Below are 16,845 nucleotides of genomic sequence, written 5' to 3'. Positions count from 1 at the left end.
TTTTATTTAATCGTAATGAAAAATTTATTCAGTAATCTCTCAAAAAATAATTGGCAGGGATTAACAACATTCATCTTTTTGCTATCCTTTTGTTCTTCATTCGGACAAGAAAAACAACAAGATTCTACTAAAGTTGAAAAACTAGACGAAGTCCTGGTAAAGGCTGTTCGTGTAAAAGAGAAAGCACCAATTACACACTCAAATGTTACCAAGAAAGAAATTGCAAAACGTAATTTGGGACAAGACATCCCAGTTTTACTTAACTTTTTGCCTTCTGTAGTTACCACATCAGATGCAGGAGCAGGTATAGGCTATACAGGTATTAGAGTGCGAGGTGTTAGTCCACTGTCTACCAATATCACCATCAACGGAATTCCTTATAATGACGCAGAGTCTTTGGGGACTTTTTGGGTTAACCTAGGGGATTTTGCATCATCGGTTGAGAGTTTACAGTTACAGCGTGGTGTAGGCACATCCACCAATGGATCTGGTGCATTTGGTGCTAGTATTAATGTATTAACAGATGCCGTTTCAAAAGAAGCTTCAGGTGAGATTTCTAATTCCTTTGGGAGTTTTAATACCAGAAAGCATACAGTTAAGTTTAGTACAGGTTTGCTAAATGACCACTTTGAGATTGCAGGCCGTTTATCTAATATTTCATCAGACGGATATATAGATAGAGCTTCTGCAGATTTAAAATCGTATTTTCTTCAAGGTGCATATGTAGATGGAAATACCTTAGTAAAAGCCATAGTTTTTGGTGGCAACGAAGTTACATACCAGGCTTGGAATGGTATTACAGCAGAACAACTGAGAGAAGATCGTACGTTTAATCCATCAGGTCAGTACACTGACGATGATGGGAATACTCAATTTTACGATAATGAAGTGGACAATTACAGCCAAGATCATTATCAGTTACATTGGAATCAGAAGTACAATAACAATTGGTCAACAACCTTGGGTTTAAATTACACTTATGGTCGTGGTTATTTTGAACAATTCAGAGAAGATGATGAGTTTTCAACCTATGGTTTTGAGGAGCTCACAGTAAATGGTGAAACGGTTAATACAACAGACTTAATTCGTCGTCGCTGGTTAGATAATGATTTTTATGTCGTCAATGCTACTGCTAACTATAAAAATGATCAACTCGATATGATTTTTGGTGGCTCCTTTAGTCATTACAATGGAGATCATTTTGGTGAAGTAATTTGGGCAGAATTTGCGAGCCAGAGCGATATTAGAGATCGCTATTATGATGGTAATAGTCTAAAAAACGATTTATCTGTTTTTGCAAAAACTAACTATAAACTCAATGAGAAGTTAAGTTTATATGGAGATATACAGGTGCGTAATGTAACTTATAAAACCTATGGAAATACTTCGGATCTGGTAGATTTTGAAATAGATAAAGATTTTACGTTTTTTAACCCAAAGGCTGGTGTTACATATGAATTGAACAATTCTAACAGTTTTTACTTTTCCTATGCCAGAGCTAACAGGGAACCAAACAGAACTGATTTTGAAAGCGATAATGATATAAAGCCTGAGCAATTGAATGATTTTGAATTAGGATGGAGACACAAAAAAGGAAACTTTGTTTTTAATGTTAACGCTTATTACATGTTATACGAAGACCAGCTCGTACTAAATGGGGCTTTAGATGATGTTGGCAATTCCATAAGAATAAATGCAGATGAGAGCTATCGCTTAGGTATAGAATTAGAAGCAATCATACCAGTAACATCAAAACTAACCCTACAACCCAATATGACGATTAGCTCTAATAAAATAGGTGAGATTAGTGTTCCTATTAACGGTGAGGATACCACTTTAACTAATACAGATATCTCTTTCTCCCCTGAGATTATTGCTGCTAATGCCATTGTGTTTCAGCCTTTAGAAGATCTTCAAATATCTTTATTGAGTAAATATGTAGGTGAGCAATTTATGGGTAATACTGAGAATCCAGAATCTAAGCTAGATAGTTTCTTTGTAAATGACTTAAATATTACATATACAATGTCATTCCGAGGAAATGAGGAATCTCAGAAAAAACCATTTTTTAAATCTATTGTATTTACAGGTTTGGTAAACAATATTTTCAACGAAAAATATGTGTCTAACGGTTATTTTGGGTCATTTGATTTTGAAGATACAGATAGTCCTACAGGAATTTCAACAGGCTTTTTCTCTGGATTTTACCCACAAGCGACGACAAATTTCTTAGCAGGAGTAACTTTAATTTTTTAATTACTAACCAAGAACATATTATTTCCTAAATCATCAACTCTGTATGGTTGTAAAGTACAAGGTTGTGTGTTACCTTCTAGACCAGCACCAGTAGCTAAACTATATTGGTTAGCATCATCACAACCACATACTACAATATCTCCAGTGCCAGAGTCAGTAAGTGTTGAGCATGCTTCAGGTGCATGACTAGGATCTGCGGCATCCCATGCAAGAAGCGTAGAGGAATTGAGTCTAAATAGCCAAACACCATTATTGCCCTGGCCAGATACATAAACACTATTAATATTGTTCTGCAATTGGTTAAACTGTGGTAAATTAGTATTAACGACTAAGTTAACACCTGCATCAAAAAGAAAATTACAATTGCTGCTGCTGTTATCATCTCCGCTACATGTAAACAGTAGTAAAAATAGGATTATAGATAGCTTTTTCATTATTAAATTTTGAGGTTCAATTTACAATTATTTAAACTATAACGTAAATATTTTATATATTTGCATAGTAATCTCGTTGACGCGAGATTTTTCATTTACGCTGAACTCGTTTCAGCGTCTTTTTGTATATAGAGAAACGAATGAATTATGAGTAAAGTATCTTACTACACCGCAGAAGGATTAAAAAAATTAAGAGAAGAATTAAATCAATTAAAAGATGTTGAACGTCCCAAAGCATCACAAGCAATAGCCGAAGCTAGAGATAAAGGCGATTTGAGTGAAAATGCCGAGTACGATGCGGCTAAAGAAGCTCAGGGCATGCTAGAAATGAGGATTTCTAAAATGGAGGAAACTTTAGCAAATGCAAGAGTTATTGACGAGTCACAATTAGACACTTCAAAGGTATTAGCACTATCTATTGTTAAGATTAAAAATCAAAGCAACGGCATGGAAATGACATATACCTTGGTGGCAGAAAGTGAAGCTGATCTTGCTACAGGCAAAATTTCAGTGAACTCGCCTATAGGTAAGGGTCTGCTAGGGAAATCTGTTGGTGATATAGCAGAGATACAAGTGCCTAATGGCATAATGAAGTTTGATATATTAGAAATTTCTAGATAAAGAAACAGACTTTTTACAATAAGCATTACTAAGATTAAAAATGCATTTTAATTGAAAGTTGCTCACAAATTAAGTTAGTACATTTTTAATATGATTGCACATAAAAAAGATTCCTTTGTTAAGGAATCTTTTTATCTTTATAGGATAATCTTAAATCTATGGCCACACTTTTTACCAAAATAATTAATGGCGAAATCCCATCGTACAAAGTAGCCGAGTCAGAAGATTTTTATGCATTTTTAGATATCAATCCAAATTCTAAAGGTCATACGCTTTGTATACCAAAAAAAGAGGTTGATAAAATTTTTGATTTAGATGAAGCCACTTACTTAGGCTTAATGCAATTTTCAAGACGTGTTGCCATTGCTATTGAGAAGGCTGTACCTTGCGAGCGGGTTGGCATGTCCGTTATTGGCTTAGAAGTACCTCACGTACATGTGCATTTAATTCCGTTACATACTATGGAAAATGCACGTTTTACGCATAAAGAAAAATTAAATCCTGATGAGTTTGAAACTATAGCCAAAAAAATAGCTTCATTTTTGTAATTATAAAGCGATAACACCTGTTGCTACTAATATAATAAGAACTACAATAATTACATCTAATAAGATAACTAACCAAGCCAAAGGCTTCAGTTTTATAGATTTAGATTTTGGTTTTATAGCACGTTTTTGATAATCAACAACACGCTCAATGTCTTCTGTCCATTGTATTGGAAAAATAGAAGTATCACAATTATAGCAATGAATATCGTAAACCGTATCATTGGTAATGGCTTTATAGAAAGCGTTTTCAGTAAATTTTTGTTTAAACGTAATTTGTAGCCCATCTGTAGAATAACACTCAGGGCAATTGTTATTAAGTCTAGCTTCTTTTAATGTAAAAAATTTGGTAATAGCCATACCTAAAGTTAAGACAATAATTTTAAACTTATTTGAATAGTAGTACCCTTACCAATTTCAGAGCTAAGCACTTTTATCTTTCCGTTATGGTAATCTTCAATAATACGTTTAGCCAATGATAATCCTAATCCCCAACCACGCTTTTTTGTAGTGTAACCAGGTTCAAAAATTTTATTGAATTGATTTTTAGAAATGCCTTTACCTGTGTCAGAAATATTAATGTAAACGAGCTTTTCATCAGAAGAAATAGTAAGTTTTAAATCTCCTTTCCCTTTCATGGCATCAATAGCATTTTTAACCAAATTTTCAATCGTCCAACTATAAAGTTGAGCGTTGAGGTTCACAGGAATTTCCTTATCTGGACTTTCGATTTCAAAATTTATAAGTTTAGAAGAACGCGATTTTAGGTATTCGTACGACGATTTGGTTGCTTCGACAACATCCTGATGTTCTAACGTAGGGGCAGAACCAATCTTACTAAAACGCTCGGTAATGGTTTGTAAGCGGTCTATGTCTTTTTCAATCTCAACGACATAATCCGGATTGATGTTTTCGGTTTTTAATATTTCTGTCCAACCTACTAATGACGATAAGGGAGTGCCAATTTGATGTGCAGTTTCTTTTGCCATACCTGTCCATAGTTTATTTTGCTCAGCGTTTTTAGTACTTCTGTAAAAGAAATAGACCACACCAGCAAAAAGAATTATTATGAGTAATAAAGCAAGAGGATAATATTTTAATTTATTGAGTAAAGGGGAATTGCCATAATATAATTTTCCTTTTTCGTTATTGGGTAAGTCAACTTCAATAGGTTCATTTTGAGAAATGAGTTTGTTAAGAAAGCGAACCATTTCCGCAGGATTTTTAAGAATTGAAGAATCTATATTTCTTTCATTTAGTACTTTATTGTTTTTATCTAGTAAAACCATAGGAATGGTAACTGTAGAATCAATAACGATCTTCTCGGCAATAGCATTCAATTCAACATTATCCTGATAAAAATATTTTGTGTATTCAGGATATGCAAATGTCCAGGTTTTCATTTTTTGGCGTTCTTCAGCTTTGAATTTTTGAAAAAAAGAATACGTGTTCCAAAGTATTGAAGAGACAATAATAAATGAAGATAATATAATAATCCAACGGATTACATTTCGGTTTGAGCTAAAGGTCATTAGTTAGTGCTATTTCTTTTTAAATATAATCGAAATCTGTTAATAATATTGTATAGCAGTATGTACAAATTACTTTCATTAGCAAATCAATATAATTATATTTGTTGAAAACCAAAGAACTACATGATTTCTTTCAATCCAAAAGCGCTTTCTACGGGTAGATTACATGGCTATTTGCTCAGCGCTGTGGCTCCAAGACCAATTGCGTTTGCAAGTACAATTGATGCTAATGGTAACCCTAATTTATCACCATTTAGTTTTTTTAATGTATTTAGTGCCAACCCACCCATAATGATATTTTCTCCTGCCAGACGTGTTAGAGATAATACAATTAAACATACCCTACAGAACGTAGAAGCTATAAAAGAAGTGGTTATTAATGTCGTTAATTATGATATTGTACACCAAATGTCTTTGAGTAGTACTGAATATCCTGAAGGAGTTAATGAATTTGAAAAAACAGGGTTAACCATGTTACCTTCAGATGAGGTAAAACCCTTTAGAGTAGCAGAATCACCAGTGCAATTTGAATGCAAAGTTAATGATATTGTACATTTAGGTACTGAAGGTGGCGCAGGAAATTTGGTGATATGTGAGGTGGTAAAACTTCATATTGCAGACGAAGTAATGAATGCAGATAATACTATAAACCAAGACGCATTAGATTTAGTGGCAAGAGCAGGTGGTAGTTACTACAGTAGAGCAAAAAAAGGCTTTTTTGAAATACCTAAACCCATACGAACCTTGGGAATAGGTGTTGATAGTTTGCCAGAACATGTTAGAAATAGTATGATTTTAACAGGAAACAACCTCGGAATGTTAGCTAATGTTGAAGCATTACCAAGTAAAGAGGAAGTTAATCAGTTTATAAAAGATGTTAGTGAACGCTACCCAAATATAAAAACAGCATCACATAGAAAAAAACATAAAATAGCTCAAAATTATTTGAGCTATGGAGATGTAGAAAGTGCCTGGAAGTTATTACTTTCGTAACTTAAAAAATAACATAAATTTAAATAAATATAGATTAAGCAAAAAATGGAAGTACAAGGACGAATTAAGCTGATTGGTGAGACGCAAACCTTTGGTAGTAATGGATTTAGAAAAAGAGAAGTTGTGGTGACAACAGAAGAGCAATATCCACAACATATAATGGTAGAATTTGTTCAAGATAAAACAGATTTGTTGAATAATTACCAAGTGGGTCAGCAAGTTAAAATCAATATCAATCTTAGGGGACGCGAGTGGGTAAATCCACAAGGAGAGACAAAATATTTTAATTCTATACAAGGTTGGAGGATTGAAGCTTTACAAGCTGAAGCACCAAGTGGTGATATGCCACCAGTACCACCTACTGAAGCATTTGAACCTGTAAGTGATTTAAATGAAGACGATCACGACGATTTACCGTTTTAAGGTTTAAATAAAATGACGAAATTTAAAGACTTGTTTTTTTATAGAAAGCAAGTCTTTTTTTAATGAAAAAGTCCCAATGGTTAGTTGGGACTTAGTATTTTGGTTTTAGGTTTTGACCTTTACAAACAAACTTAAAAAAGCAATGATGAACAAAATTTATAAAATAAAGGTCAAAACAAATATCAAAAAAAAACTTAGGCTATCAAAGTACAGTACTATATTTAACAGTAAAAATCGCTTAAATGCTTAATTAATGCATTTTTTAACTCAAAAAATAGAATTTCCAGACTTATCTGAAGCTACAAGCGAAGGTTTGTTGGCTGTTGGTGGAGATTTATCTTCAGAACGCTTGCTCCATGCTTATAAAAATGGGATTTTCCCATGGTTCGATACAGATGAACCTATACTTTGGTGGTCGCCAGACCCTCGTTTTGTAATATTTCCTGAAGAATTAAAGGTTTCAAAAAGTATGAAACAGATTTTAAAAGGAAATAAATTTAAAATTACAGTGAATAAAAATTTTGAAGCTGTTATAGAAAATTGCGCTACCGCAAAGAGAGAAGGTCAAATGGGTACATGGATTACTGACGATATGGTTAATGCTTATGTATTGCTTTATAAACTGGGTTATGCAAAATCCGTTGAGGTATGGAAGAATAATGAATTGGTTGGTGGTTTGTATGGGGTAGACTTAGGTAATAAAGTATTCTGTGGAGAAAGTATGTTTGCTAAGGAAAGTAATGCAAGTAAAGTAGGTTTTATCACTTTTGTGCAGAATTCTGATTATAAACTTATTGATTGCCAGTTACATACTAAACATCTGGAAAGCCTTGGCGGAAAGCATATACCCAGACAAGATTTTATAAAATACCTTTAAACTTCATCATACCTAAAGCAAGATACCTCATGATCATTTACCATTCCTGTGGCTTGCATATGAGCGTAAACTACAGTAGTACCTACAAATTTAAACCCTCGCTTTTTAAGGTCTTTGCTTATTTTATCGCTAAGCGGAGTATTTGCAGGTGCTTTTTTGTAGTCTTCAAAATTATTTTTAATAGGCTTACCATCTACAAAAGCCCATATATATTTTGAAAACGATCCAAATTCATCTTGAATTTTTATAAAAGCCTGAGCATTTGTTACTGTTGCGTTAACTTTTAATTTATTTCTGATGATACCCTCATCTTGAAGCAATTGATCAATCTTATTTTGCTTATAATTTGCAATCTTTTTATAATCAAAACTATCAAACGCTTTTCTAAAATTTTCACGTTTTCTCAAGACAGTAATCCAACTTAAGCCAGCCTGAAATGTTTCAAGAGTTAAAAATTCAAACAAGGTAGCATCATCATATACAGGTACTCCCCATTCTTCATCATGATAAGCCTCGTAAAGTGGGTCTCCAACGCACCATCCACATCTATGTTTTGTCATCTTGTAAGTTTTTAAATTTTATGCTACTAAGGTAACAATTGTCACATTATTTATGACCGTTCAGTATTAAGTTTGTATTATGGAAACAGTAAAACAACCTATGGTAGATAAAATAATTTCAGAAAGCCTGGAAAAGTCAACTAGTTATCAGAACTATCGCGATTTGGTAACTAAGTTAGTTGAGGAAAATTCAACAACTGGAAATGAGAAAACAGAGGCTTTAGCTAACTATACGATGCTTAATGATAGACGTATGAAACGCTGGGACAAAACAGTGAAGCTTTCTGAGGAGGCTAAGACTAAGATTCAAAATTTCAGCAATAATATAACCTGGCTGGTTATTACCGAAAGCTGGTGTGGTGATGCAGCACATGTAATGCCTGTAATTAATAAAGTGGCAGAACTTAATGATAATATTGACTATAAAATTGTGCTAAGGGATGATAATGATGCTCTTATGGATCAGTTTTTAACCAATGGAGGACGTGCGATTCCTAAACTAGTAATGATAGACAATAATACAAATGAGGTTGTTAATACTTTTGGGCCAAGACCAACTGTAGCTACTGCTATGGTAAATACTTATAAAGCTGAACATGGGCAATTAACACCAGAGTTTAAAGAAGATTTACAACGTTGGTATAATAAAGATAAAGGGCAATCTACCTTAGATAATTTGTTGAGTTTGTTAGATTAACATTTGAAGTCGAAATTAGTGCTTTCCTTTAAACAAAAAGGTAATGGTGCCTATTTGTTCTTTTTTAATTGAACTATCAAACTGTACATCTTTTGCATACGCTATCGCATGATCGATTAAACACTGGTCATTAGAATTAGAAGAACCATTTACAGAAGCTTCGGTTACTTTTCCAGTGTTGTTTACTCTAATATTGACGACAATTTTCCCTCCACTTTCACAAAGATATCTTGGAATATCATAATTTTCCATGATTCTTCCTTTAAGGGAATACGTAAGCGTACTTTTGGTTTTAGCATGTTCATCGGCAATTTTCTGATTGTCTTTACGCTTTTTGAGTTTTTCCTGTAGGTTTTTATAAGATTGTGTTTCGTCAGAATTTAAGGCATATGCATTACCATTGGCATAAGATTTATTTAAGCTGGTTTCTTCTTGTATTGCATTAGCTTTAGCTTCTTCTAAAGCTTTTGTAGTTTTCTCAAAATCATTGGCGCTTACCGTTTTAAAATTGCGCATCATGTCTTTGTATTCCTGGTCTTCGTTATAAGCTTTATTAGTTGAAGCTCCTTTTAGATCTTCAGGTTTTTCAAGTTCTTCTTCAGAGACTTCAGGTTCTGGTTCAATCTCGTAATAACTTTCGGTGATGAGGTCTCCTTGTTGTTTGAGTTGAATACTAAACATAGCGAGAACCACAGTTCCTGTAAGAAGAAATGTGATGATAGCTGCTTTATGTTTTTCAATTAGTTTCAAACAGTTACTTTTTAATTTTTTCTAACTCTTCGAGTCGACTTTTATACATCTCAAAAATTATTTCCGGATTCCATTCATCATCTTCTGTTTTCCCATGCCCAAGAGATATTAAGGTAATCAATTCTCCCTTCTTTGTGTAGAATTCACAATTCCAAGCCATTTGAGTGAATTGATTTTTTGGCATATAGTTTTCTGTCTCTTTTGCATAAATTAAATCTCTCTTTTTCTCGAAATATATTTCTTGATAATAAGTATCCTTAATATGAGATTCAATTTTTATAATTCGATAGTTGTCTTTTAGGTTACAAACCCTCCAAAACTCCCTCTTTCCATTAAAATCTGTTACAACATCAACCTCCATACTACACTTCGACAGATTTTTGTCAAACTCATTATTTACTTCCTTGCGTATTTTTTCTTCTTTACTACTTTGATTTTGAGCATTGCAACTCAAAATCCCAGATATTATTATTATTATTATTAAAGCTAGAAATGTGTTTTTCATAATTGTTTATAACATATGGATATACGAATATAACACTGAAAAAGTTTAAATCGTATCTATAAAGCCTGGTTAAAGCCTTATTTTATAGGAAGTGAAGCTATAAAATCTTCAGGTGACATGGCGTCTTCAATCTTAAAATTCCCTATTCGTGTACGACGTAATTCTGATAAATGCGCACCAGAATTTAGAGCTTTTCCAAAGTCGTGAGCTAAAGACCGAATGTAGGTACCTTTACTGCAAACCACTCTGAATTTTAACTCGAGATTATTGATTTCGGTAATTTCAAACGCAGTAATCTCAATCTGGCGTGACTTTATCTCTACCTTTTCACCTGCACGTGCAAATTCATAGAGACGCTTGCCGTCCTTTTTAATTGCTGAAAACACAGGTGGAAACTGTTCAATCTTACCAATAAACTGATTAGTAGTTTTATAGATTAGGTCTTCTGTAATATGGGTTGTTGGGAATGTAGCATCGACCTCAGTTTCTAAATCATAAGAAGGGGTTGTACTGCCCAAAGTAAAAGTACCTGTATATTCTTTTTCCTGACCTTGAAAGGTGTTAATTTGTTTGGTCATTTTACCAGTGCAAATCACTAATAATCCTATGGCTAAAGGGTCTAATGTCCCAGCATGACCCACCTTGATCTTTTTTATTGAAAAGGCTTGTCTTATAGCCCAACGTAGTTTATTTACGACCTGAAAAGATGTCCATGTTAAGGGTTTGTCTATAAGCAGAACTTGCCCATTTTTAAAATCGTCTCCAGTTTTCATTATAAAAGTGACCAGATTATAGCGATAACACCTACAATAATACAATAGATGGCAAAGTAAGTAAGCTTACTTTGTTTAACAAGTTTAATCATCCATGTGCAAGCAAACAAACCTGAAACAAAAGCTGCTAAAAAGCCAACACTTAAATAGGTAAAGTTAGTACTTGTATAATCTATTTCACCAGCTAAGATGTCTTTAGCAATTTTGCCAAAAATTAGAGGTATAACCATTAAAAACGAAAACCGTGCGGCTTTAGTTTTGTCAATACCCAAAAGTACTGAGGTTGATATTGTGGCTCCAGATCTTGAGATACCTGGTAACATGGCAATACCTTGAGCTACACCTATGATTAAAGCATCTTTTAAGCCTACTTTTTTGTGCGTTCGTTTAGCTCTGTCGGCTAAGAATAATAGAACTGCTGTAACAATAAGCATACTACCAACTAATAAAATATTATTTCCAAAAAGTTCTTCAAAAACGCGTTCGTATTTGTAACCTATAATTACAGCCGGAATCATGGAAACAATAATTTTAGCAGAAAACTTAGCTTCTTCGGTCCAGATTTTGTTAGACATAGCTTTAAATAATCCACTGAAAATTTCTATAATATCCTTTCTAAAAATAACAATGGTACTTAGTGCGGTTGCAAAATGTAGAACCACTGTAAAGAGTAGACTTTCTTTTGGCATGGCATTACTTCCTAAAATGGCTTTGCCAAGTTCTAAATGACCACTAGAGGAAACAGGTAAAAACTCTGTAAGTCCTTGAATGATTCCTAAAATAACCGCGTCTAAAATTTCCATGAGGCAAAAATATCACTTCGTGTAGTGAGATGCGGCAAATGTAAGTAAAAAGAATGTTATTTTTTTGAACCTTTTTTCGGATTTAAAAGAATGGCATAAACCTGTATTCCAAAACCAATTAACACTAATGTTGGTGCTAGTCTAATACGTCTCCAACTAAATATTGAAGGATCAAATACATTAGGATCTTCACTGCCTCCACCTGCCATTAATATAAACCCTATGACAATAAACCCTAAGCCTATAAACAACCATTTGTAGTTTTTCTTTCCGAAAATAAACTCAGATTTCGATTGCTCTTTTCGTTTCTTTTCTCCCATTATTCAGAAAATTCAGTATAAATAATTTCATCACCTAAAGTCATTTGCGAGATATGTTCTGATGTTATACCTCCCAAAACCTTAGCTAAATGCAAAGTAACGGTTTTATTTAAAACTTTTGTCTTAAGAGAATCTAAATTTAAGCCTTGTTCTAATCCTCTATTGATATAATAGAATTCCGTGCCATCATCATAAAACACGATATCCTTTACACCACCTTCAGTAATTCTCGTAACTTTTACCTTTACTACAATACATTCTTCAGGTTTAGGGTTTTGAATAATACAAGATTTTAGCATTAAAACACAACCTATAATTAACGAAAGACCTATGAGTATATAGAAAGCTGATTTTTTCATGATTGGTGGTTTTGAAATAAAAACGAAATAAATCTGTAATTATTTTTTCTCCCATATTTGTTATGCTGAACTTGATTCAACTCCTAAGAAATAATAAGAGACCCTAAAACAAGTTCAGAGACATATTAAATTAGTTTAATATCAGTAATACAACTGATCCGTCTTTAAATTCAAGAAGCGTTGTGTGGCAATAAACGTACTGATCCAGGTAATAACAATACCTAAAACAAAGATGCCCACAAACAGTGCAATGATCATTACTGTGTTTCTGAGTAATTCTAACTCAGGGAAGGATAAATCTAAATAATATAAAACGATTGCCATACCTATTAAAGCTACAATTGCACCAATAATACCAAGTTGAACACTTTTCCAAACAAATGGTTTACGAATAAAGCTTTTAGTAGCTCCAACCATTTGCATAGTTTTTATAATAAATCGTTTAGAATATACAGCTAATCTTATGGAACTATTGATTAATAGTACCGCAATTAATGTAAATAGCCCACTGATAATCAACACCCAAAACGTAATCTTTTTTACATTATCATTCATTAATTCTACCAGGTCATTGTCGTAACGTATTTCTTCAATAAATGCCTTGTTAGAAAGACTATCTGTAATTTCAGTAAGTTGTTCTGTAGTGACATAATCAGCTTTTAGGTAGACGTCTATAGAATTTTTTAAAGGGTTGTAACCTACAAAATCCATAAAATCCTCGCCAGTTTCAGCTTTCATAAGTTCAGCAGCTTCCTCTTTAGACACATATTGGGCTTCTTTTGTATAATCTGCCATAGCCAAACTCTTTTTAAGCTGATTGACTTCAACGTCCTTAGCAGTATCGTTTAAGTAAATCGTCATCACCACTTGTTCTTTAAAATGGTCTGCTACTTTTTTAGAGTTTATAACCAATAAACCAAGACAACCTAATAGGAATAATACTAAAGCAATACTAATTACTACTGAGATGTAAGAAGATATTAATTTACGCTTTTGGTATTTGTCAAAGGATGATGCCATATGTAACAGATTGATGCTGTAAAAATAAAAAAGAAATTCCTTAACTAGAACAATACAACGTTTAGTTTTTTATTGTGTTGTAATACCACTAAATTTGCACCTTATTTCAAGGAAAATTCGAAGATGAGATATAACTTCAACGACATAGAAAAAAAGTGGCAAAAGATTTGGGCTGAGCGTGAAACTTTTAAGGCAGAAAATAATTCGGACAAACCAAAGTATTATGTTTTAGACATGTTCCCTTACCCAAGTGGAGCAGGTCTGCATGTAGGTCATCCCTTAGGTTATATTGCAAGTGATATTTATGCGCGTTATAAACGTCATAAAGGTTTTAATGTATTACATCCTCAAGGTTATGATAGTTTTGGCTTACCTGCTGAACAGTATGCCATACAAACAGGTCAGCATCCTGCAGTAACGACTGAAACCAATATTAAAACCTATCGTCGTCAGTTAGATCAAATCGGGTTTTCTTTCGATTGGAGTAGAGAAGTGCGTACCTCTAATCCTGAGTATTATAAATGGACGCAATGGATTTTCATTCAGTTGTTTGAGTCCTGGTATAATAACGATTCTAACAAAGCAGAATCTATTGAGACTTTAGTTGAAGTCTTTAATTCTGAAGGTAATAGCAATGTCAATGCAGCTTGCGATGATAATACTGAAATATTTACTGCTGAAGAATGGAATTCATATTCTTCTGAACAACAACAGGAAATTCTATTAAAATACAGATTAACCTATTTGGCCGAAACTGAAGTCAACTGGTGTCCAGCATTAGGTACAGTTTTAGCCAATGATGAAATTGTTAATGGTGTTTCGGAGCGTGGTGGCCATCCTGTAATTCGTAAAAAGATGACCCAATGGAGTATGCGTATTTCGGCTTATGCAGAACGTTTGCTTCAAGGATTAGATACTATAGATTGGACAGATGCCCTTAAAGATATTCAAAAGAATTGGATTGGTAAATCGGTTGGTGCTTCGGTAAGGTTCCCCATTCTATCTTTCCCCAAAAGGGAAAAGAAATTAGACTCTAAAATGCCTGGTTATATGACTGGTGGTAATAATTCTCATTTACTTATTGAGCGAGCTAAGGAAATGCGAACAAATCCTACTGAAGCAGAAGCTGCACTTTGGGGATCATTGCGTGGGAAAAAGCTAGGCGCTAAATTCAGACAGCAACACTTAATAAATGATTTTATAGTTGACTTTGTATGTTTAGATAAAAAATTAATTATCGAAGTTGATGGGAAGATACACGATTTCAAAATTGAAGAAGATAAAGCAAGAACAGAGCGTTTAGAGAACGATGGCTATAAAGTCATTAGGTTTAAAAATGAAGAAGTATTAGGAAACATAGATGTTGTATTAAACAAAATAGAGGGAGAGCTAACACAAAGAGAATCAATCAAGAGTGAGCAAGTCCTTCCTTCAGGGAAGGATTTAGGATGGGAAATAGAAGTCTTCACCACACGACCAGATACTATTTTTGGCGCCTCATTTATGACCTTAGCACCAGAGCATGAGCTCGTGGCTAAAATTACCACACCAGAGCAAAAAGTTGAGGTTGATGCATACATTGAAGCAACCGCTAAACGTAGCGAACGCGACCGTATGGCAGACGTGAAAACCATTTCAGGCGTGTTTACAGGAGCGTATGCAGAACATCCGTTTTCTAAAACACCGATTCCTATCTGGATTGGTGATTATGTATTAGCAAGTTATGGAACAGGAGCGGTTATGGCAGTTCCATGTGGTGACCAGCGTGATTATGATTTCGCTAAGCACTTTAATATTCCTATTCCTAATATTTTTGAAGGAATTGATATTTCTGAAGAAGCCTTTGCAGATAAAGATAAAACGATAATCGCCAATAGTGATTTTCTTAACGGAATGAATTACAAAAAAGCGACCAAACGTGTTATCTATGAATTGGAGCAAATAGGACAAGGTGAAGGTAAAACCAATTACCGTTTACGTGATGCTGTCTTTTCTCGTCAACGTTATTGGGGAGAACCATTTCCTGTATATTACAAAAATGGTCTACCTCAAATGATAGATGTTGAGCATTTACCATTAACCTTACCAGAAGTTGAAAAATATTTACCAACAGAAACCGGAGAACCGCCTTTGGGCAATGCCAGGGTTTGGGCATGGAATACTGCAACCAATGCTGTTGTTGAAAACGAGAAGATTGACAATACAACCATTTTTCCATTAGAGCTAAACACCATGCCAGGTTGGGCAGGAAGTTCGCAGTATTTTAACAGATACATGGATCCTCGTAATGATAATGAAATTTTTTCTCAGGAAGCTATTGACTATTGGCAACAAGTAGATTTATACATTGGCGGAAGCGAACATGCCACAGGGCATTTATTATACTCAAGATTTTGGCAAAAATTTATGTTCGATAAAGGCTTAGTGCCTGTAGATGAATTTGCTAAAAAGTTGATTAATCAAGGGATGATATTGGGAACTAGTGCTATTCTCTACAGAGTTTCAGGCACTAATCAATACGTATCTAGAGAACAAAAGCATAATTATGATGTTGAAGAAATACGAGTTGATGTTAATTTGGTTAATGCATCAGACGAGATTGATATTGAAAAGTTAAAACATTGGCAGCCTCAATTTAAAGATGCTGAATTTATACTTGAAAATGGTAATTATACTGTAGGGAGAGAAGTAGAAAAAATGTCTAAACGTTGGTTCAATGTGGTCAACCCAGATGATATTGTAGAACAATACGGGGCAGACAGTTTAAGGCTTTACGAAATGTTTCTTGGGCCTTTAGAACAATACAAGCCTTGGAATACAGCTGGTATAACAGGTGTGCATGGCTTCCTTAAAAAACTCTGGAAATTGTATGTAGGTCAAGATGGTTTAAATATCAATGATGCAGAACCAACAAAGGATAACTTAAAGACATTACATAAAACCATAAAGAAAGTAGAAGAGGATATTGAAAACTTCTCATTTAATACGTCGGTGTCTACCTTTATGATTGCTGTAAATGAGTTAACCGCTCAGAAATGCACAAGTAAAGATATCTTAGAACCTTTATTGGTTTTAATTTCACCATATGCGCCACATATTGCTGAAGAGTTATGGGAAAGGCTAGGGAATTCAGAATCAATTTCTACGGCACCATTCCCGAAATTTGAAGAAAAGTATTTGGTGGAGAGTTCTAAAAATTATCCAATCTCATTTAATGGTAAAATGCGTTTCACCATGGAATTACCGTTAGATTTAAGTAAGGATGACATTGAAGCTGCTGTAATGGCAAATGAAAAAACACAAGAACAATTACAAGGGCGTACACCTAAAAAGGTCATTGTAGTACCAGGTAAGATTGTAAATATTGTAGGTTAAGA

Annotated in this window: 19 protein-coding genes; 8 read left to right on the top strand and 11 right to left on the bottom strand. The window is 33.9% G+C overall.

The features are described from left to right. Nucleotides 1-15 precede the first annotated feature (15 nt). On the top strand, nt 16-2,256 hold the full coding sequence (locus Q0912_RS10200; RefSeq protein WP_299114682.1) for a TonB-dependent receptor: 2,241 nt from the start codon (nt 16-18) through the stop codon (nt 2,254-2,256). On the opposite strand, the gene Q0912_RS10195 is transcribed toward Q0912_RS10200, so the two are convergent. Continuing rightward, complete coding sequence (locus Q0912_RS10195) at nt 2,253-2,690, bottom strand: hypothetical protein (RefSeq protein WP_299114678.1); 438 nt, start codon at nt 2,688-2,690, stop codon at nt 2,253-2,255. The two genes, Q0912_RS10200 and Q0912_RS10195, sit on opposite strands and share 4 nt — an antisense overlap. A gap of 147 nt (nt 2,691-2,837) precedes the next feature. Between Q0912_RS10195 and greA the strand changes: the two genes are divergently transcribed. Together greA and Q0912_RS10185 are read left to right on the top strand one after the other, a co-directional pair. Next, complete coding sequence (greA, locus tag Q0912_RS10190) at nt 2,838-3,311, top strand: transcription elongation factor GreA (RefSeq protein ID WP_299114676.1); 474 nt, start codon at nt 2,838-2,840, stop codon at nt 3,309-3,311. Between the two features lie 158 nt (nt 3,312-3,469). Continuing rightward, nucleotides 3,470-3,859 (top strand): HIT family protein, encoded by a 390-nt coding sequence (locus tag Q0912_RS10185; RefSeq protein ID WP_299114674.1) that lies wholly within the window; start codon nt 3,470-3,472, stop codon nt 3,857-3,859. On the opposite strand, the gene Q0912_RS10180 is transcribed toward Q0912_RS10185, so the two are convergent. After that, nucleotides 3,860-4,216: a hypothetical protein gene (locus tag Q0912_RS10180; RefSeq protein ID WP_299114672.1), complete on the bottom strand. Its 357-nt coding sequence runs from the start codon at nt 4,214-4,216 to the stop codon at nt 3,860-3,862. It lies immediately after the preceding gene. An 8-nt stretch (nt 4,217-4,224) separates the two neighbouring features. After that, nucleotides 4,225-5,388, bottom strand: coding sequence for a HAMP domain-containing sensor histidine kinase (locus Q0912_RS10175; RefSeq protein WP_299114670.1), 1,164 nt, complete (start codon nt 5,386-5,388; stop codon nt 4,225-4,227). Nucleotides 5,389-5,511: 123 nt separating this feature from the next. Here Q0912_RS10175 and Q0912_RS10170 point away from each other — a divergent pair, with 123 nt between their 5' ends. The 3 genes from Q0912_RS10170 to aat all read left to right on the top strand — a co-directional run bounded on the left by Q0912_RS10170 (nt 5,512) and on the right by aat (nt 7,681). Beyond that, the gene (locus tag Q0912_RS10170; protein WP_299114668.1) at nt 5,512-6,381 is read left to right on the top strand and encodes a flavin reductase family protein; all 870 of its coding nucleotides are present in this window, start codon (nt 5,512-5,514) and stop codon (nt 6,379-6,381) included. Between the two features lie 45 nt (nt 6,382-6,426). Further along, entirely contained in the window at nt 6,427-6,804 is a 378-nt protein-coding gene (locus Q0912_RS10165; protein ID WP_299114666.1) for a DUF3127 domain-containing protein, read from the top strand. A gap of 253 nt (nt 6,805-7,057) precedes the next feature. Further along, nucleotides 7,058-7,681 carry a leucyl/phenylalanyl-tRNA--protein transferase gene (gene aat, locus Q0912_RS10160; RefSeq protein ID WP_299114664.1) on the top strand — a complete coding sequence of 208 codons (624 nt, stop codon included), beginning with the start codon at nt 7,058-7,060 and terminating at the stop codon, nt 7,679-7,681. Here the strand turns inward: aat and Q0912_RS10155 are convergent. Then, the gene (locus tag Q0912_RS10155; RefSeq protein ID WP_299114662.1) at nt 7,678-8,241 is read right to left on the bottom strand and encodes a DNA-3-methyladenine glycosylase I; all 564 of its coding nucleotides are present in this window, start codon (nt 8,239-8,241) and stop codon (nt 7,678-7,680) included. The genes aat and Q0912_RS10155 overlap by 4 nt on opposite strands. A gap of 79 nt (nt 8,242-8,320) precedes the next feature. Between Q0912_RS10155 and Q0912_RS10150 the strand changes: the two genes are divergently transcribed. Then, nucleotides 8,321-8,938, top strand: coding sequence for a thioredoxin family protein (locus Q0912_RS10150; RefSeq protein ID WP_299114660.1), 618 nt, complete (start codon nt 8,321-8,323; stop codon nt 8,936-8,938). A gap of 15 nt (nt 8,939-8,953) precedes the next feature. Here the strand turns inward: Q0912_RS10150 and Q0912_RS10145 are convergent, their stop codons facing one another. The 7 genes from Q0912_RS10145 to Q0912_RS10115 form a co-directional block, all read right to left on the bottom strand. Beyond that, nucleotides 8,954-9,688 (bottom strand): energy transducer TonB, encoded by a 735-nt coding sequence (locus Q0912_RS10145; RefSeq protein ID WP_299114658.1) that lies wholly within the window; start codon nt 9,686-9,688, stop codon nt 8,954-8,956. A gap of 4 nt (nt 9,689-9,692) precedes the next feature. Beyond that, entirely contained in the window at nt 9,693-10,142 is a 450-nt protein-coding gene (locus tag Q0912_RS10140; protein ID WP_299114656.1) for a hypothetical protein, read from the bottom strand. 128 nt (nt 10,143-10,270) lie between these two features. Then, on the bottom strand, nt 10,271-10,966 hold the full coding sequence (truB, locus tag Q0912_RS10135; protein ID WP_299114654.1) for a tRNA pseudouridine(55) synthase TruB: 696 nt from the start codon (nt 10,964-10,966) through the stop codon (nt 10,271-10,273). Continuing rightward, on the bottom strand, nt 10,966-11,769 hold the full coding sequence (gene uppP, locus Q0912_RS10130; protein WP_299114652.1) for an undecaprenyl-diphosphatase UppP: 804 nt from the start codon (nt 11,767-11,769) through the stop codon (nt 10,966-10,968). Before uppP ends, truB begins: the two co-directional genes overlap by 1 nt. Nucleotides 11,770-11,825: 56 nt before the next feature. After that, nucleotides 11,826-12,089, bottom strand: coding sequence for a DUF3098 domain-containing protein (locus Q0912_RS10125; RefSeq protein WP_299114650.1), 264 nt, complete (start codon nt 12,087-12,089; stop codon nt 11,826-11,828). Further along, nucleotides 12,089-12,448 (bottom strand): hypothetical protein, encoded by a 360-nt coding sequence (locus tag Q0912_RS10120; protein ID WP_299114648.1) that lies wholly within the window; start codon nt 12,446-12,448, stop codon nt 12,089-12,091. Before Q0912_RS10120 ends, Q0912_RS10125 begins: the two co-directional genes overlap by 1 nt. 141 nt (nt 12,449-12,589) lie before the next feature. After that, nucleotides 12,590-13,468, bottom strand: a complete 879-nt coding sequence (locus Q0912_RS10115; protein WP_299114646.1) for a permease-like cell division protein FtsX — start codon at nt 13,466-13,468, stop codon at nt 12,590-12,592. A 123-nt stretch (nt 13,469-13,591) separates the two neighbouring features. Here Q0912_RS10115 and Q0912_RS10110 point away from each other — a divergent pair, with 123 nt between their 5' ends. Beyond that, nucleotides 13,592-16,843: a DUF559 domain-containing protein gene (locus Q0912_RS10110; protein WP_299114644.1), complete on the top strand. Its 3,252-nt coding sequence runs from the start codon at nt 13,592-13,594 to the stop codon at nt 16,841-16,843. Nucleotides 16,844-16,845: the final 2 nt, after the last annotated feature.

This window comes from uncultured Winogradskyella sp., from assembly GCF_947498345.1.
Taxonomy (GTDB): Bacteria; Bacteroidota; Bacteroidia; order Flavobacteriales; family Flavobacteriaceae; genus Winogradskyella.
This window is presented reverse-complemented; position numbering and strand designations above follow the sequence as displayed.

Bases quoted from the DNA above. Each gene is read 5' to 3' on its own strand.
- Q0912_RS10115 (WP_299114646.1), bottom strand. From the start codon at position 13,468: ATGGCATCATCCTTTGACAAATACCAAAAGCGTAAATTAATATCTTCT.
- Q0912_RS10195 (WP_299114678.1), bottom strand. From the start codon at position 2,690: ATGAAAAAGCTATCTATAATCCTATTTTTACTACTGTTTACATGTAGC.
- aat (WP_299114664.1), top strand. From the start codon at position 7,058: ATGCATTTTTTAACTCAAAAAATAGAATTTCCAGACTTATCTGAAGCT.
- Q0912_RS10170 (WP_299114668.1), top strand. From the start codon at position 5,512: ATGATTTCTTTCAATCCAAAAGCGCTTTCTACGGGTAGATTACATGGC.
- Q0912_RS10175 (WP_299114670.1), bottom strand. From the start codon at position 5,388: ATGACCTTTAGCTCAAACCGAAATGTAATCCGTTGGATTATTATATTA.
- Q0912_RS10165 (WP_299114666.1), top strand. From the start codon at position 6,427: ATGGAAGTACAAGGACGAATTAAGCTGATTGGTGAGACGCAAACCTTT.
- Q0912_RS10125 (WP_299114650.1), bottom strand. From the start codon at position 12,089: ATGGGAGAAAAGAAACGAAAAGAGCAATCGAAATCTGAGTTTATTTTC.
- Q0912_RS10180 (WP_299114672.1), bottom strand. From the start codon at position 4,216: ATGGCTATTACCAAATTTTTTACATTAAAAGAAGCTAGACTTAATAAC.
- Q0912_RS10155 (WP_299114662.1), bottom strand. From the start codon at position 8,241: ATGACAAAACATAGATGTGGATGGTGCGTTGGAGACCCACTTTACGAG.
- Q0912_RS10120 (WP_299114648.1), bottom strand. From the start codon at position 12,448: ATGAAAAAATCAGCTTTCTATATACTCATAGGTCTTTCGTTAATTATA.
- greA (WP_299114676.1), top strand. From the start codon at position 2,838: ATGAGTAAAGTATCTTACTACACCGCAGAAGGATTAAAAAAATTAAGA.
- Q0912_RS10110 (WP_299114644.1), top strand. From the start codon at position 13,592: ATGAGATATAACTTCAACGACATAGAAAAAAAGTGGCAAAAGATTTGG.
- truB (WP_299114654.1), bottom strand. From the start codon at position 10,966: ATGAAAACTGGAGACGATTTTAAAAATGGGCAAGTTCTGCTTATAGAC.
- uppP (WP_299114652.1), bottom strand. From the start codon at position 11,769: ATGGAAATTTTAGACGCGGTTATTTTAGGAATCATTCAAGGACTTACA.
- Q0912_RS10200 (WP_299114682.1), top strand. From the start codon at position 16: ATGAAAAATTTATTCAGTAATCTCTCAAAAAATAATTGGCAGGGATTA.
- Q0912_RS10185 (WP_299114674.1), top strand. From the start codon at position 3,470: ATGGCCACACTTTTTACCAAAATAATTAATGGCGAAATCCCATCGTAC.
- Q0912_RS10150 (WP_299114660.1), top strand. From the start codon at position 8,321: ATGGAAACAGTAAAACAACCTATGGTAGATAAAATAATTTCAGAAAGC.